General features: G+C 60.0%; 18 protein-coding genes. 10 read left to right on the top strand and 8 right to left on the bottom strand.

The features are described 5' to 3' along the window. From WC392_09440 to WC392_09410, 7 genes are all read right to left on the bottom strand, one after another. Window positions 1-457 (bottom strand): hypothetical protein (locus WC392_09440; GenBank protein ID MFA5242581.1); only part of this gene is annotated, 457 nt, incomplete at its 3' end. Between the two features lie 330 nt (window positions 458-787). Further along, window positions 788-1,579 (bottom strand): hypothetical protein, encoded by a 792-nt coding sequence (locus WC392_09435; protein ID MFA5242580.1) that lies wholly within the window; start codon window positions 1,577-1,579, stop codon window positions 788-790. Between the two features lie 73 nt (window positions 1,580-1,652). Then, the gene (locus tag WC392_09430; GenBank protein MFA5242579.1) at window positions 1,653-2,864 is read right to left on the bottom strand and encodes an HD-GYP domain-containing protein; all 1,212 of its coding nucleotides are present in this window, start codon (window positions 2,862-2,864) and stop codon (window positions 1,653-1,655) included. 101 nt (window positions 2,865-2,965) lie between these two features. Next, complete coding sequence (locus WC392_09425) at window positions 2,966-3,835, bottom strand: peptidylprolyl isomerase (protein ID MFA5242578.1); 870 nt, start codon at window positions 3,833-3,835, stop codon at window positions 2,966-2,968. A gap of 55 nt (window positions 3,836-3,890) precedes the next feature. After that, window positions 3,891-4,154 (bottom strand): BolA family protein, encoded by a 264-nt coding sequence (locus tag WC392_09420; protein ID MFA5242577.1) that lies wholly within the window; start codon window positions 4,152-4,154, stop codon window positions 3,891-3,893. Further along, window positions 4,151-4,447, bottom strand: coding sequence for a YciI family protein (locus WC392_09415; GenBank protein MFA5242576.1), 297 nt, complete (start codon window positions 4,445-4,447; stop codon window positions 4,151-4,153). The genes WC392_09420 and WC392_09415 overlap by 4 nt, the downstream gene beginning before the upstream one ends. Continuing rightward, the gene (locus tag WC392_09410) at window positions 4,447-4,986 is read right to left on the bottom strand and encodes a septation protein A (GenBank protein MFA5242575.1); all 540 of its coding nucleotides are present in this window, start codon (window positions 4,984-4,986) and stop codon (window positions 4,447-4,449) included. The genes WC392_09415 and WC392_09410 overlap by 1 nt, the downstream gene beginning before the upstream one ends. Window positions 4,987-5,058: 72 nt before the next feature. On the opposite strand from WC392_09410, the gene WC392_09405 reads away from it, so the two are divergent. The 7 genes from WC392_09405 to WC392_09375 all read left to right on the top strand — a co-directional run bounded on the left by WC392_09405 (window position 5,059) and on the right by WC392_09375 (window position 10,242). Continuing rightward, window positions 5,059-5,925 (top strand): 3',5'-nucleoside bisphosphate phosphatase, encoded by an 867-nt coding sequence (locus WC392_09405; GenBank protein ID MFA5242574.1) that lies wholly within the window; start codon window positions 5,059-5,061, stop codon window positions 5,923-5,925. A 19-nt stretch (window positions 5,926-5,944) separates the two neighbouring features. Then, a complete protein-coding gene (locus WC392_09400; protein MFA5242573.1) occupies window positions 5,945-6,574 on the top strand; it encodes an L-threonylcarbamoyladenylate synthase in 630 nt (209 codons plus the stop codon). 151 nt (window positions 6,575-6,725) lie between these two features. Next, window positions 6,726-7,373 (top strand): site-2 protease family protein, encoded by a 648-nt coding sequence (locus tag WC392_09395; protein ID MFA5242572.1) that lies wholly within the window; start codon window positions 6,726-6,728, stop codon window positions 7,371-7,373. An 18-nt stretch (window positions 7,374-7,391) separates the two neighbouring features. After that, window positions 7,392-8,594, top strand: a complete 1,203-nt coding sequence (locus WC392_09390; GenBank protein ID MFA5242571.1) for a tryptophan--tRNA ligase — start codon at window positions 7,392-7,394, stop codon at window positions 8,592-8,594. Window positions 8,595-8,768: 174 nt separating this feature from the next. Then, window positions 8,769-9,002 carry a type II toxin-antitoxin system VapB family antitoxin gene (gene vapB / locus WC392_09385; protein MFA5242570.1) on the top strand — a complete coding sequence of 78 codons (234 nt, stop codon included), beginning with the start codon at window positions 8,769-8,771 and terminating at the stop codon, window positions 9,000-9,002. Continuing rightward, window positions 9,002-9,412 (top strand): PIN domain-containing protein, encoded by a 411-nt coding sequence (locus WC392_09380; protein MFA5242569.1) that lies wholly within the window; start codon window positions 9,002-9,004, stop codon window positions 9,410-9,412. The genes vapB and WC392_09380 overlap by 1 nt, the downstream gene beginning before the upstream one ends. 14 nt (window positions 9,413-9,426) lie before the next feature. Then, entirely contained in the window at window positions 9,427-10,242 is an 816-nt protein-coding gene (locus WC392_09375) for a M48 family metallopeptidase (GenBank protein MFA5242568.1), read from the top strand. 24 nt (window positions 10,243-10,266) lie between these two features. Here the strand turns inward: WC392_09375 and nhaR are convergent, their stop codons facing one another. After that, window positions 10,267-11,178, bottom strand: coding sequence for a transcriptional activator NhaR (nhaR, locus tag WC392_09370; protein MFA5242567.1), 912 nt, complete (start codon window positions 11,176-11,178; stop codon window positions 10,267-10,269). A gap of 118 nt (window positions 11,179-11,296) precedes the next feature. Between nhaR and htpX the strand changes: the two genes are divergently transcribed. From htpX to WC392_09355, 3 genes are all read left to right on the top strand, one after another. Next, the gene (htpX, locus tag WC392_09365) at window positions 11,297-12,184 is read left to right on the top strand and encodes a protease HtpX (protein MFA5242566.1); all 888 of its coding nucleotides are present in this window, start codon (window positions 11,297-11,299) and stop codon (window positions 12,182-12,184) included. 175 nt (window positions 12,185-12,359) lie between these two features. Next, window positions 12,360-13,562 (top strand): TolC family protein, encoded by a 1,203-nt coding sequence (locus WC392_09360; protein ID MFA5242565.1) that lies wholly within the window; start codon window positions 12,360-12,362, stop codon window positions 13,560-13,562. Then, window positions 13,559-14,710, top strand: a complete 1,152-nt coding sequence (locus WC392_09355; GenBank protein ID MFA5242564.1) for an efflux RND transporter periplasmic adaptor subunit — start codon at window positions 13,559-13,561, stop codon at window positions 14,708-14,710. Before WC392_09360 ends, WC392_09355 begins: the two co-directional genes overlap by 4 nt. Window positions 14,711-14,761 lie beyond the last annotated feature (51 nt).

Below are 14,761 nucleotides of genomic sequence, written 5' to 3'. Positions count from 1 at the left end.
TGCCGTTGCCGTTGCGGTCCATGACCAGCATGCCGTCGTCGGCAGATACCCAGCCGGTGCCGGTCTTGATGCCGTCGGCGTTGTGGTCGAAGAGGGTGGGGGCGTTGGGATCGATGCCGACGGTTTCCAGGCCGTCACCGTCGAGGTCCAGGGTGAGGGGGTCGAAGACGAGGCGGAATTTTTGGGCGGCGGTGAAGAGGTCGTCGATGGCGTTGTCGAGGGGTTTAAAAAACTCACCCAGCCATTTACCGAAGTCCATAAGCCCGTCCAATACACGCTGCTCCACGACAGAGTAAGGCAGGTACTCGTATGGGTGAACCTCAATATCCGGATGCGGCACATTCCCGGCATCCAGCAGGTTCCTTGCAAAGGTTGCGCAATTCAGTCCCAAGCCATCACCACCCAGGAAATATGTCGAAGTCGAATCTGTGCGTACTTGATTTGCATAGTCCGTCATGGCGTCGTACTGCGCCTTGGTGATTTCCGGGCCAAAGGGGTCAGCTTCGCTTTGTTTTTTCTCATGAACATCATATTCATCCTCTCCTGCTCAGAATCCGAATTCGATTTGTGTTTCCATGCCAACGCATCAAGCCCGGTTCGAGAGGCTTGTTGGGCTATCGCAGGTTATTTCCAGACGATCCAGGCTCCCATCAGAAACAGCTAATGGGCAATACAAATAAACACAATTAATGCCGACATAATATTATTCTATTTGAATAGCGTCATGGTTAACAAGCTACCAATGCAAATTTTGCATACGACTTTTGGATTGAAACGGGACGTTTTTTCACGCCGCCACTCTCCACACCCCATCATTCGCAGCCTTGAGCGCACCGCCATCGTCCATGCGCTCATCCAAACTTTCCGCCATGCCGCCGGTGTCGGCCCAAGCGTCGAGCAGTTGGTCGAGGAGGGCAAGCTGGGCTTCGCGGGTGGTGGCGGCGCTGTATTGGGTGAGCAGGTTTTGCAGGGTGGCCGATTGGGTGGCGGCTTGCCTCAGGTCGCGCAGCACGCCGCTGCCTTGCATGTCGGGCAGCGCACAGACCGTGCTGGTGTCGAGCGTACTGGTGAATTCGCGGTGGAAGGTATCGGCGGCGAGGTTGCACCCGCAAGGAGTAGGCCGGTGGGTTCCCCGCTGCTGCGCAGCGACCCTTCCGCTCATATCGCCTGATGTACCAGTGCTGCCATCAGTGCGGGTGTAGGTCCCAAGACCGGCGATCTGGTTTTTATTGGCGAGGGTCTGGCTGTTGGCGGTTTGGGCGGTGCTGATGGAAGCGATGCCGAGGCTGTTGAGGGTGAAAAGTTCGTCGCCCTGAGAAATGCCGTCCTGGTTGAGGTCGCGCCAGATTTGCAGTCCGGTGAACTGGGCGTCCGCGCTGCTGATGTTGCCGTTGCTCTTCAGGGTGCTGTCGCCGAACAGTTCGCGGCCAGTGTCGATGCTGCCGTTGCCGTTGCGGTCCATGACCAGCATGCCGTCGTCGGCAGATACCCAGCCGGTGCCGGTCTTGATGCCGTCGCCGTCGAGGTCCAGGAAGCCCCTGAACAAGTACGTGAGGTCATTGCGAGCGGAGCGAGGCAATCTTGTTTTTCAAAGAGTTGCGAGATTGCTTCGTCACTTCGTTCCTCGCAATGACCACTTGTTCAGGGTTTCCCTAGCTGGGCAGCCACTTGGCGGGGTCGATGCCCCATTTCTCGAACGCTTCATGGCTGACAATCTTGTCCTCACAGTTGTGGCGCGCCAGGTCGATTTCTTCCGGCGGGAGGTAATGCTGCTTGCTGGCGTGGAAAAACACTTTTACCTTCGGTTGCAGCATCTTTTCCGTGTTCTGTTCCAGCACGATGCCGAGGCGGTTGCTGCTCAGACGCACCAGTGAGCCGCTGGGGTAGATGCCGAGGGTGCGGATAAAGGACTGCACCATTTCCGGGGCGAAGTGGTATTTGCTCCATTCCAGCAGTTTCCTGAGCGCCTCGGTGGGGGGCATGCCCTTGTGATAGACGCGCTCGGAAGTGATGGCGTCGTACACGTCGACAATCGCGCCCATCTGACCGTAGAGCGAGATTTCATCACCCTTCAGCTTGTTGGGGTAGCCGGTGCCATCGAAGCGCTCATGGTGCTGTCCTGCCACATCGAGGGCAATCTGGCTGATGCCGGGCGTGTTCTGCAGAATGATGATGCTCTGCACCACGTGGGATTGCATTTTGCTGAATTCGGCATCGGTCAGCTTGGCCGGCTTGTTCAGGATGCTGTCCGGCACCTTGGCCTTGCCGACATCGTGCAGCAGGGCGCCGATGGCGATTTCCTTGATGATGTCGCGCGATAGCTTCAAGCCACGGGCAAAGGCAACCATCAGCGCACAAACCGAGACCGAGTGCTGGAAAGTATATTCATCGTGGGTTTTCAGGCGCGCCAGCGGGATCAATGCATCCTGGTGGCGGAAAATCGAGTCCACCATGCTTTCCACCAGCGGTTCCACCTTTTCCATCTCGATCTGCTGGCCCAGGCGAATGTCGGTAATGATGCCCTTGACGATGCGGTTGGCCTCGCCGTGCAGCTTGCGCGCGCGGAACGCTTCTTCGGCCAGGGAGACGGCAGCAACCGGCGTGGGTTTGTCTTCAGCGATGTGCAGGATTTGCTCCTGGATTTCATCGCTGACTTCCTCCCGCGTCTTGCCCTCGGCAATATCCAGCCCCTTGCTGGTGTCGATGTATAACTCGTGGACGCCGATTCCGCGCAGTTCCACGGCAACATTTTCATCCTTGACGATAAAACGGTTGGTTGCAAAGGGGTGATCCATCCAGCCGCAATTCAGGTCGTGGATGTACATGCCGGGAAACAGCTGTGCGATGTCGATTTTTTTGATCATGCCGGGGTCTGGGGCGAAAATTGATATGACATTGTAGCTTCTAAAGCCAAAATGAAAAAGGCGGCCCGCAGGCCGCCTTTATTGCATTGCCGAATGCTGTCTTACTTGGCTGGTGCCGCTGCCGCGGGGGCCGCTGCATCCGTGATCTCGATCTTGGCCTTGGCCTTCATGTCGTCAACCAGCTTTTTCAGGTTCTGCTGCTGTACCTGCTGGGACAAGCCCGGCTTGACCTGGTCGAATGGAGGCGCCTGGAGCGGACGGGAATCTTCCAGCATGATGACGTGATAGCCAAACTGGGATTTTACCGGCGCTTCAGTAAATTTGCCTTTTTCCAGCTTGGCCACTGCCTCGCCAAACTCCGGCACCATGCTGCGTGCATCAAACCAGCCAAGATCGCCGCCCTGCGCCTTTGAACCCGGGTCTTTGGATTTTTCCTTGGCCAGTTTTTCGAAAGCCTTGAGGTCTTTTTTCAGCTTGGCGATGATGTCTTTTGCGTCAGCTTCCTTTTCCACCAGGATATGGCGCGCCTTGTATTCGCTGCCGGTCATCTGGGCCTTGATCTTGTCATACTCGGCTTTCAGCATGTCGTCGCTGACCGGGTTGTTCTTGATGTAGTCCTGCACGAAGGCATTGGCCAGGATGGACTGCCTGGTCAGGTCGATCTGGTCCATGACTTCAGGGGTCTTGTCCAGGCCTTTCTTGAGTGCTTCCTGGGAAACCAGCAGTTGCATCGCCAACTGGTCGATGATGGACTTGCGTGTCTCGGCGTTGTCCGGCTGGCCCATGCCCGCGCGCTGCTTGATCAGCATTTCGACGCGGTTTTTGCTGATGGGTGAGCCGTTCACGGTGGCGGCAGACTCACTCTTTGCAACAGGAGCGGCGTTTTTTGCATTTTCGTCGGCGTTGCAGGCGCTCAGGGTAAGCAGTGATGCTGCGCTGGCCAGCAGAATGCGTGATTTGATTGACATCATTTACAGTTCCTTAACATGATTGGACAAGGGTAATAAAACACAGGGTCAAGCGGCCTTAAAGCTCTCCAGGTGCATAGGCATTTATGCTCAAGGCATGGATCTTGGTTTGCATCAGATTGCCGAGGGCATTATATATCAGGCGATGGCGCTTGATGGTTAACAATCCCTCAAACTGGGGTGACACAATGGTGAGATTGTAATGTCCGCCGCCACTCCTGGCGCCAGCGTGTCCGGCGTGGAGCGCGCTGTCGTCGCCGATTTCGATCGTTTCCGGCGCGAGTGTGGCAAGTCTTTGTTGCATTTCTTCTATCGTGGTCACAATACTTTCCTGAACGGTTTGACACTGACCCTGGCATAAACCCCAGCGGCCACATAGGGGTCGGCCTCGGCCCAGGACTGTGCTTCCTGCAGCGAGGGAAACTCCGCCACGATCAGGCTGCCGGTGAACCCCGCCGGTCCTGGATCATTGCTGTCGATGGCGGGAAAAGGCCCGGCCAGCAGCAGGCGGCCATTCTGCTGTAGTTCCGTGAGGCGCGCCAGATGCGCCGGGCGGGTGGCGAGGCGCTGTGCGAGACTGTCCGGCGCATCCTCGCCCTGAATGGCGTAGAGCATCAGGAGCCTTTCTCTTCTTCAATATACTTGGACAACATCAGGCCCTGCAGAATGACGAAGGCGAACATCAGCCCCATGCTGCCAAAGAGTTTGAAGTTGACCCAGTCATCGGTGGAGTAGTTGAAGGCAACATAAAGATTGAGCATGCCCATCAACAGGAAGAACCCCATCCAGCTCAGATTCAGGTTGCGCCACACGAAATCCGGGGCGGAGAACTGCTTTTCCATCATGGTGCGTATGAGATTTTTGCGGAACAGGCCCGCGCTTGCGGCCAGCGTCACGGCAAACAGCCAGTACAGCACGGTGGGCTTCCACTTGATGAAGGTCTCGTCATGCAGGAACAGGGTCGCGCCGCCGAACAGCGTGATGATGGCCAGGCTCACCCACAGCATGGTCTCCACCTTGCGATGCCTGTACCAGACCCAGCCAATCTGGCCGAAAGTGGCAACCATGGCGACTGCGGTGGCGGTGTAGATGCCATATAGCTTGAAGGCGGCGAAGAACAGGATGATGGGGAAAAAATCGAACAGGAATTTCATTTTTGGGTGGCTTCATTTCAATAGATCGAGCATTTTGCTATGATTAACGTCCTTCTTACAAGTTCCCCCTGCATGCCAAAGATTGACTTGCACAGTCACTCCACCATTTCCGACGGTTCCTACACGCCAGCCGAGCTGGTGACTTACGCTGCATCCAAAGGCGTTGAAATCATGGCGCTGACCGATCATGACGATGTTGGCGGCCTGGCGCAGGCGCGCATCGTGGCCGAGGAGCTGGGCGTCAGTCTGATCAACGGGGTTGAAATATCCGTGACATGGAACAAGCGCACCATTCACATTGTCGGCCTGCGCGTGGACCCAAGCCATCCCGGGTTGCTGGCGGGGCTGGAGTCGATTCGCGCTGGAAGGCTGACACGGGCCGTGGCGATTGCGGCGGAGCTGGACAAGGCGGGGATCACCGGTAGCCTGGAAGGCTCGCGTGCCTATGCCAGGGAGCGCATTATCAGCCGCACTCACTTTGCACGTTTTCTGGTGGCGCAGGGTTATGCCAAGGATGTGAAAACGGTGTTCAAGAAGTTTCTGGTCAAGGGCAAGCCAGGCCATGTGTCGCACCAGTGGGCAGACATGAGCGATGCCATCGGCTGGATCAGGAACAGCGGCGGCGTGGCGGTGCTGGCGCATCCGGGCCGTTACGATATGGGTAAAACCACCCTGCACGGGCTGTTTAACACCTTCAAGGAAGCCGGCGGCGAAGCGGTGGAAGTGGTGTCAGGCAGCCATACCGTTGACCAGTACCGCATTTTTGCCGAATTCGCGCAGCTTTATGAGTTGCAGGCTTCAGCTGGCTCCGATTACCACGGCCCGGCGCATAATTATTTCGACATGGGCAGGCTGCCTCCCTTGCCGTCCGGTTGCGTGCCGGTGTGGCAGGGCTGGCCGGAGTTGGCACAATTTGAGGCACGGCGCATCAGCGCCTGAAACCAGGAGCATTCTTTACTTGTCACAGTTTTTTACCATTCATCCAGACAATCCCCAGCCGCGCCTGATCCGGCAGGCGGTGGACATCATCAGGGACGGCGGCGTGGTGGTGTATCCCACCGATTCCTGCTACGCCCTGGGCTGCCAGATTGGCGACAAGGACGCGATGCAGCGCATCCGCGATATCCGCGGCGTGGACGAGCGCCACCATTTCACCCTGGTGTGCCGCGATCTTTCCGAGCTGGCGCACTACGCCCGGGTGGACAACCAGCAATATCGCCTGCTCAAGGCCAATACGCCGGGCAGTTACACTTTCATTCTGCTGGCCACCAAGGAAGTGCCGCGCCGCCTGCAGCACCCGAAGCGCGCCACCATCGGCCTCAGAGTGCCGGATCACCCGGTGGCGCTGGCCTTGCTGGATGAACTGAAAGAGCCGCTGCTGAGTTCCACCCTGATGCTGCCGGGGGACGAGGATCCGCTGAGCGATGGCGAGGAAATCCGCGACCGGCTGGAAAAACAGGTGGACCTGATTCTCGATGCCGGCAGTTGCTGTATCGGGATGTCCACGGTGATCGACCTGACCGGCAGCGAGCCGGTGTTGATTCGTGCCGGCAAGGGTAGCCTCGAACCTTTCGGACTCGAAGCTTGACGATCATGAAGCTTGCCCTGATCGTCCCCCTCTCTCCTAACTCTCTCCCGAAAGGGAGTGCCCGCAAGGGGTATCACCGCCGGGATTGGCGGCAAAGCCGCTCAATCCGGCGAGAAGAGGGGCGAAGTTTCGCTACGCGAGGTTTGTTTTAATGGAACTTACCCTGATTCAGCAAATTGCGGTTTACGCGCTGCCGGTGATTTTCGCCATTACCCTGCACGAGGCTGCCCACGGTTACGCCGCCAGGCATTTCGGTGATACCACGGCCTACATGCTCGGGCGCATCAGCGTGAACCCGCTGCGTCATATCGACCCTGTCGGCACGGTGCTGGTGCCGCTGGTGACGCTGGCGCTGGGCGGTATCCTGTTCGGCTGGGCGAAACCGGTGCCGGTGAATTTCAGCCATCTGCGTAACCCCAAGCGGGACATGCTGTGGGTCGCCGCTGCCGGCCCCGCGGCTAATCTGGTGATGGCGCTGTTCTGGGCGCTGGTGATGAAGGCCGGGCTGTCCATGCCGGAAAACAGCCTGGGACTGCCCATGGCGCTGATGGGCAAGGCCGGCATTACGATCAACGCCGTGCTCATGGTGCTCAACCTGCTACCCCTGCTGCCGCTGGATGGCGGGCGCATTGCCGTCAGCCTGCTGCCATCGCCCCTGGCCTATTCCTATTCGCGCCTCGAGCCCTACGGCATGATCATCCTGGTGGTGCTGTTGTTTTCCGGCGCGCTGAACGTCATTCTGTGGCCCATGATCAATGCCACCATGGCGCTCATCTCTTCTTTATTTGGCCTTCATTAAAAAGGACGTTTGAACAACATGTATCAGGAACGCGTTTTATCCGGCATGCGCCCCACGGGCGGCCTGCACCTTGGCCACTACCATGGCGTGCTGAAAAACTGGGTGGAGTTGCAGCATGAATTCGAGTGCCTGTTTTTTGTTGCCGACTGGCACGCGCTCACCACCCATTACGACACCCCCGAGGTGATCGAGCGCAACGTCTGGGACATGGTGATCGACTGGCTGGCCGCAGGAGTCGATCCGGCCAATGCCACCCTGTTCATCCAGTCGCGCGTACCGGAACATGCCGAACTGCACCTCCTGCTGTCGATGATGACCCCGCTGGGCTGGCTGGAGCGCGTGCCGACCTACAAGGACCAGCAGGAAAAGCTGTCGGAAAAGGACTTGAGCACCTACGGCTTCCTCGGCTACCCCCTGCTGCAAAGCGCCGATATCCTGATCTACCGCGCCAACCAGGTGCCGGTGGGCGAGGACCAGGTGCCGCATATCGAGTTCACGCGCGAAATCGCGCGCCGCTTCAACCACCTCTATGGCCGCGAGGCCGGTTTCGAGGAAAAGGCCGAGGCCGCGGTGAAGAAACTTGGCAGCAAACGCGCCAGGCTTTATGAAGAGATGCGCAAGCGCTACCAGGAGCAGGGCGACGACGAGGCGCTGGAGGCGGCGCAGGCCCTGCTCAACGAACAGCAGAACCTGTCCATGGGCGACAAGGAGCGCTTGTTCGGCTATCTCGAAGGTGGCGGCAAGATGATCCTGGTTGAGCCGGACGCGCTGCTGACCGCGGCCTCGCGCCTGCCTGGCCTGGACGGGCAGAAAATGTCCAAGTCCTACAACAACACCATCACCCTGCGCGAGGATGCGGAGAGCGTGAACAAGAAAATCCGCACCATGCCCACCGACCCGGCACGGGTGCGCCGCACCGATCCGGGCGATCCGGAAAAATGTCCGGTATGGTCGTTTCACCTGGTCTATTCGAACGGTGCCACGCGCGAATGGGTGCAGCAGGGCTGCAAGAGCGCCGGCATTGGTTGCATCGAGTGCAAGCAGCCGGTGATCGAGGCGGTGCTGAAAGAGCAGGAGCCGATGCGCGAGCGCGCCCGCATGTACGAGGAAGACCCGACCCTGGTGCGCAACATCATCGCCGACGGCTGCGAGAAAGCCCGCAAGCTGGCGAATGAGACCATGCGCGATGTGCGCGAGGCGATGGGGCTGAGCTACAGCTGATGTGACAGCCCGCCAAAAGCGCTGGATAAAAAACCTGGTGTTGGGCTGCGGTTCTCCAGACATGCCTTCTTGCTACGTTTTTCAGCGCCCGATCTTACTTTGCTTGATTCCAAACAAATTTGCTTGCGTGGCAACGCGGTATATACTTGTGTGAATACATAAAGGAGGTGCGCCATGTTGCATACCAAGGTGTTTAAAAGCGGAAATTCTCAAGCCGTGCGCTTGCCCAAGGACTTTAATTTCGACGTGACGGAAGTGGAGATATTCCGTCGCGGTGAAGAAATTGTGCTGCGCAAGCCCCGTCGCAGCGGCAAGGAAATATTTGAGGCGCTGGCGCGTATAGAGTTGCCCGATGATTTTCCCGACGATATTGCCGATGCTCCTGCCGAAGCGCGGGAAATGCTCTGATGCGTTACCTCCTCGACACCAATATTGTCATTTACATTATCAAGCGCCGCCCGCCCGAAGTGGCGGCGCGTTTCGCCGAACTGCGGGCGGATGAACTGTGCCTATCCTCCATTTCCCTGTCTGAACTGCTGTTTGGCGCGGCGAAAAGTCAGCAGCCGGCCAAGGCAATGGAGGCGATCAGCGCCATTGGCGAAGTTCTGGAAATCGCGGCTTTCGACCAGGCTGCTGCGCGTGCCTATGGCCCCCTGCGTGCCGAACTGGAGCGCCAGGGCCGTCCCATCGGCGCTCTCGATACCCTCATTGCAGCTCATGCACTGTCACTGGATGCTACGCTGGTTACCCACAACATTGGCGAATTCAGCCGGGTGCCGGGCTTGCGGGTGGAGGATTGGTGTGCAGGAGTGTCTTGAAGGGTGTGATTCCTATGCCAATAAACGTTAAATACTTACTCGGTGTTGCGCTGGCGCTGGCGGCGCTGGCGGGCTGTGCCACCAATCCGATTACCGGCCGTTCCCAGCTGATGCTGGTTTCGGGGCAGGAAGCGGTGGCCTCTTCCTATCAGGCCTATTCGGCCATGACGGCCAGCTTGCAGCAGCAGGCGAAAATCAATCGCGATGCGGCAAAAGTCGCGCGCATCCGCGCCATTACCGGCCGCCTGATTCCTCATTCCTTTGCCTGGCGCAGCGATGCGGCCCGCTGGAAGTGGGAAGTCAATGTCATCGACAGCCCGGAGGTCAATGCGTTCTGCATGGCGGGCGGCAAGATGGCGATCTACAGCGGTTTCTTCGACAAGATGAACCCGAGCGACGATGAACTGGCGCAGGTGATGGCGCATGAAATTGCCCACGCCCTGTCCGACCATACGCGCGAAAAAATGTCCATGGCCATGGCTTCCGACCTGGGTGTGCAGCTGCTTGCTACCGGTGCCCAGGCATCTGCAGGCCAGACGCAGATGGCGCATGCGCTGGCACTGTATGTGATCCAGATGCCCAACAGCAGGACAGCGGAAAGCGAAGCCGACCAGATTGGTATCGAGTTGGCCGCGAGAGCTGGCTACAACCCCGCGGCAGCCATTAGCCTGTGGCAAAAAATGGCCCGGCAAGGCAATGGCTCGCCCGAGTGGCTCAGCACCCATCCTTCGCACGAAACCCGCATCGCCGAGCTGTCGCGCCTGACGCCACGGATGGAGCCGCTGTACCGCGAAGCCAAGGGCAAGAAGCAGCAAACCTACTCCTTTTGACCTGATTGGCGCGGTAGCCGCGATTCAGGGGGTGCGTTTGATGAACAGTTCCTGGCGTGCTGCCCGGCTGATGGCGACCACGGCAGGGTGAGTGAGCTTGCGTTCCACCGAGATGGCATAGAACTGCTCGATCACTTCTTCAGTGGCGCCGATGCTGACCACCTCGTACTGACGTTTCACCTGTTCCGCAATGGCCGAAGGGGCGGTGAAAATGCCTGCTCCGGCCTGCCCGAAGGCTTTCATCAGGGCGCTATCGTCGAATTCCCCGGTAATGCGTGGGCGAATCCGCTTGTCGCCGAGCCAGCGTATCAGCCTGGACCGTACCGCGACATCTTCGCCCGGCAGGAGCAATGGCGCACCGTCCAGGCAGTGCGGAAATGGCCCCGTGTGCCGTTGCGCCAACTCCTTTGTGGCAAAGAAGGTGAGCCCGCATTCGCCGAGCAGGTGGCTGAATCCCCGCACATCGATGCTGCGCGGCATGGGGCTGTCGGCAATCACCAGGTCGAGCCGGTGCACCGCCAGTTCGGTCAGCAGGTCGGCCACTTTCCCTTCGCGGCAAACAATCCGCGGTGGTTGAGCTTCCTGCATTGCCGGTTCCAATAACAGGTAGGCGAGCGCCTTGGGCACCGAGTCGGTGATGCCAACACTGAATTGCAGCGGGCGCCCAGTGGGGCGGTGGTGCAAAACTTCTTCGAGCTCCTGCCCGAGCGAAAAAATTTCATCGGCGTAACTCAACACCATCCGTCCCGTCTCGGTCAGCTCGAAACTGCGGCCTACGCGCTTGAACAGCTTTTCCCCCAGCACTTCCTCGAACAGGCTCAATTGCCCGCTGATGGTCTGCGGCGTCAGATGCAGCCGCTCGCTGGCACGGGTCACTCCGCCAGCCTTGGCTACTGCCCAGAAATAGTGAAGATGCTTGTAGTTCAGCGCGCCCATGGCTTTTCGATTCGAGATTGACGAATAATAAATCAATTATATTCGACTTTATGGAATTGCGGATGATGATTAAACTGCGTCTCATTGTAAAATTATGAATTCTCAGGAGTCTCGAATCATGAAACGCATCATCTTGTTCCTCGCCACCAACCTGGCCATCGTCCTGGTGCTTTCGCTCACCATGAAGATCCTCGGGGTAGAGCCTTATCTTAACGAGAACGGTCTGAATCTCGGTAGCCTGCTGATTTTCGCTGCTGTGATGGGCATGGGCGGCTCCTTCATCTCGCTTGCCATCTCCAAGTGGACTGCCAAGCGCATGACGGGTGCAAGGGTGATCGAAAACCCCGCCACCCCCGGTGAAGTCTGGCTGGTGGAAACCGTGCGGCGCCAGGCGCAGACCGCCGGCATCGGCATGCCGGAAGTGGCGATTTTCGACTCGCCCGATGTCAACGCCTTCGCCACCGGCTGGAACAAGAACAATGCCCTGGTGGCGGTTTCCACCGGTCTGTTGCAGGCCATGACCAAGGCCGAGGCGGAAGCGGTGCTGGGGCACGAGGTTTCCCACGTGGCCAACGGCGACATGGTGACGCTGGCGCTGATCCAGGGCGTGGTCAACACCTTCGTGATGTTCCTGTCGCGCGTCATCGGTTACCTGGTGGACAAGATCGTGTTCAAGACCGAGCGCGGTACAGGCCCGGCGTTTTTCGTCACCATGATCATCGCCGAGATGGTGCTGGGTGTCCTGGCCTCGATCATCGTCATGTGGTTCTCGCGCCGGCGCGAGTTCATCGCCGACTCGGGCGGCGCTGCGCTGGCCGGCAAGAGAGCCATGATCTCCGCGCTGGAACGCCTCAAGGCCCAACACGAGCCGGCGCCGCTGCCGGAAAAGATGGCCGCCTTCGGCATTTCCGGCGGGATGGCCTCGGGCCTGAAGCGCCTGTTCATGACCCATCCGCCGCTGGACGAGCGCATTGAGATGCTGCGGCATCTCAAGGAGCGCGATTAACCCGGCGGGACCCTGCCTTAGCTCCAGTTTACCAATCCTGAAACCGGTACTGCCCTGCGGCTGATTTCCAGCCGTAGGGGAAGTGTTGCCTAAAATCCGAGCAAATATGAACATGAGACCAATCCATCATCAGCGGTGTTTACGACCCGTACACGCCTGGCTGCTGGCGCTTGCCATGATTGCCGCACCCGCGAGCCATGCGGCGCCGCTCACCCTGAATGAAGTCTTGCGCCTTGCCGCAGAGCACAGTCCGGTAATCGCTGCGGCAAAAGCCCGGGAGCAGGGCGCACAGGCGGCCATGAACACGGCGCTGGCCTATCCCAATCCAGAGCTGGAACTGGCCGCCGGCAATTCGCGTCCGCGCCAGCCGGGGGGCGCCAGCGGGCGCAACGAGATGCTGGGATTGTCCCAGCAGCTTGAATCGCCTTCCCTGCGCGCAGCCCGGCGCGAGGGCGCGGAAGCCGGCATCGTCTCCGGCACGGCGGCGCTGGGGGATGCGCAGATCAGCCAGCGCACCGTGGTGAAGCAGGCTTTCTTCGATGTGCAGCGCCGCCAGGACGAAGCCAGCCTGGCCGCGGAAAACCACGCCCTGCTGCTGCTCATCCGCAACCGGGTGAAGATCAAGGTGGATGTCGGCGAATCCCCGCGCTATGAACTGGTGAAATCGGAAGCCGAGGCGCTAGCGGCGGAAAGCGCAGCCAGGAGCGCAGAGTTGCGTGTGACCCAGGCCCGTGACCGGCTGCGGGCGCTGACCGGTGCGCCGCTTGAGGACGGCTTCGCGGTGGCTGCCGAGCCGCTGCTGGCGGCTGACTTGCCGGCGCTGGACGAATTGCGCCGGGATTTGCTGGAACGCCAGCCCTTGCTCAAGGTGGCCGAGGCCGAGACGCGCCGTGCCCAGGCACGGCTGGAACAGGAGCGCGCCTCCCGCCTGCCGCAGCCCACGCTCAAGTTAAGCGCCGAGCGCGATCCGGACATGAACCAGTGGCGCGCCGGCGTGGTTCTGCCGCTGCCGTTGTGGAACCGCCGCGCGGGGCCCATCGGCGAGGCCGTTGCCGATGTGCACCGTGCCGAGGCCGAAGCGCGGCAGATGCACCTTGGCCTGCTGGCGGAGCTGGATCAGGCTTACGGCCGCTACCAGATTGCCAAACGCCAGGTGCAGACGTTTGAAACCGGCCTGCTCAAGGAAGCGGAAAACGCCATGAAAGTGGCCGAGGCCGCCTACCGTTTCGGCGAGCGCGGCATTCTCGATTACCTCGATGCCCAGCGCGTACTGCGCAATACCCGTACGGATTTCCTCAATGCCCGTTATGAACTGCAAGCCGCGCTGATCGAGATCGAGCGGCTGCGTGCCACCCCATTCCCTGGAGATAAATCATGAAGCGCCCGCTGTTTCCTATTCTTATAGCTGCTTTGCTGGCTGCATCCCTGAGCGGATGCCAGGACAAGGAAAAGCTCCCTGCCGCAGCCGCCGTACCTGTCGACCCGTCGCTGGTGACGGTGCCGGCAGATTTTCTCCAGCGCCTGAAAGTCGCTCCAGCCGGTGAGGGCGAGACTACGGAGACCTTGCGCGTGCCGGCCCGCATCGAGGTCGATGAGCAGCGCGTGGCGCGCATCGGCGCCGCCGTGACCGGGCGCGTGACCCAGATCCATGCCTCTCTCGGCCAGCCGGTGCGGCGCGGCGAGCAGCTTGCCACGCTGCACAGCACCGAGCTGTCCGCCGCCCAGCTGGCCTACCTCAAGGCCCTGTCCCAGGCGGAATTGCAACGCCGCGCGGTGGATCGCGCCAGGTTGCTGTTCGCATCCGATGTCATCGGCGCCGCCGAGTTGCAAAAGCGTGAAAGCGAGCTGGCCCAGGCGCAGGCCGAAATGCAGGCCTCGCACGATCAGCTCAGCGTGCTGGGCATGCCCGAGAGCGCCCTCGTCAAACTGGCGGCAAGCCGCACCGTGCATTCCCTGTCCTCGATCTCGGCAACGCTGGACGGAGTGGTGATCGAACGCAAGGTGACGCCGGGCCAGGTGGTGCAGCCGGCGGATGCGCTCTTTACCGTGGCCGACCTGTCGCATGTCTGGCTGGTGGCCGAGGTGCCCGAGCAGCAGGCGGTTCTGGTGAAGAAGGGCGAGGCGGCCCAGGCCGAAGTTCCGGCGCTGAACGGAAAGCGCATCGAGGGACGGCTGATCTATGTTGCGGATACCGTCAACCCGGACCGGCGCACGGTCACGGTGCGCATGGACGTGGATAATTCCGAGCGCCTGCTCAAGCCGGAAATGCTCGCCTCCATGCTGATCCAGGGCGCCCCGCAGCGCCGCCTGCTGGTGCCGGCGGCCGCCGTGGTGCGCGAGGACAACAAGGACCATGTCTTCGTCCAGCTGGACGGGACGCGCTTCCAGTTGCGCCCCGTCGTCCTGGGGCAGGAAAGCAACGGCCACGTCCCGGTTCAGAGCGGCCTGAAGGGCGGCGAATCCGTCGTCACCGAGGGCGCGTTTCACCTCAACAATGAGCGCAAGCGCAAGGAGCTTGAGGGGTAATGGTGAGGCGGGAGGGGTGAGGGGTGAGGCGCAAAACCGGGTTCGGTGCGT

Source organism: Sulfuricella sp., assembly GCA_041651995.1.
Lineage (GTDB): Bacteria > Pseudomonadota > Gammaproteobacteria > Burkholderiales > Sulfuricellaceae > Sulfurimicrobium.
The sequence above is the reverse complement of the archived record's forward strand: the minus strand, read 5'-3'. Positions and strand labels throughout refer to the sequence as shown.

Excerpts from the sequence above, each read along its gene's own strand:
- WC392_09395 (MFA5242572.1), top strand. The coding sequence starts at position 6,726 with ATGGAACTTACCCTGATTCAGCAAATTGCGGTTTACGCGCTGCCGGTG.
- WC392_09415 (MFA5242576.1), bottom strand. The coding sequence starts at position 4,447 with ATGCTCTACGCCATTCAGGGCGAGGATGCGCCGGACAGTCTCGCACAG.
- htpX (MFA5242566.1), top strand. The coding sequence starts at position 11,297 with ATGAAACGCATCATCTTGTTCCTCGCCACCAACCTGGCCATCGTCCTG.
- WC392_09430 (MFA5242579.1), bottom strand. The coding sequence starts at position 2,864 with ATGATCAAAAAAATCGACATCGCACAGCTGTTTCCCGGCATGTACATC.
- WC392_09360 (MFA5242565.1), top strand. The coding sequence starts at position 12,360 with ATGATTGCCGCACCCGCGAGCCATGCGGCGCCGCTCACCCTGAATGAA.
- nhaR (MFA5242567.1), bottom strand. The coding sequence starts at position 11,178 with ATGGGCGCGCTGAACTACAAGCATCTTCACTATTTCTGGGCAGTAGCC.
- WC392_09375 (MFA5242568.1), top strand. The coding sequence starts at position 9,427 with ATGCCAATAAACGTTAAATACTTACTCGGTGTTGCGCTGGCGCTGGCG.
- WC392_09390 (MFA5242571.1), top strand. The coding sequence starts at position 7,392 with ATGTATCAGGAACGCGTTTTATCCGGCATGCGCCCCACGGGCGGCCTG.
- WC392_09425 (MFA5242578.1), bottom strand. The coding sequence starts at position 3,835 with ATGATGTCAATCAAATCACGCATTCTGCTGGCCAGCGCAGCATCACTG.
- WC392_09355 (MFA5242564.1), top strand. The coding sequence starts at position 13,559 with ATGAAGCGCCCGCTGTTTCCTATTCTTATAGCTGCTTTGCTGGCTGCA.
- WC392_09410 (MFA5242575.1), bottom strand. The coding sequence starts at position 4,986 with ATGAAATTCCTGTTCGATTTTTTCCCCATCATCCTGTTCTTCGCCGCC.
- WC392_09405 (MFA5242574.1), top strand. The coding sequence starts at position 5,059 with ATGCCAAAGATTGACTTGCACAGTCACTCCACCATTTCCGACGGTTCC.
- vapB (MFA5242570.1), top strand. The coding sequence starts at position 8,769 with ATGTTGCATACCAAGGTGTTTAAAAGCGGAAATTCTCAAGCCGTGCGC.
- WC392_09380 (MFA5242569.1), top strand. The coding sequence starts at position 9,002 with ATGCGTTACCTCCTCGACACCAATATTGTCATTTACATTATCAAGCGC.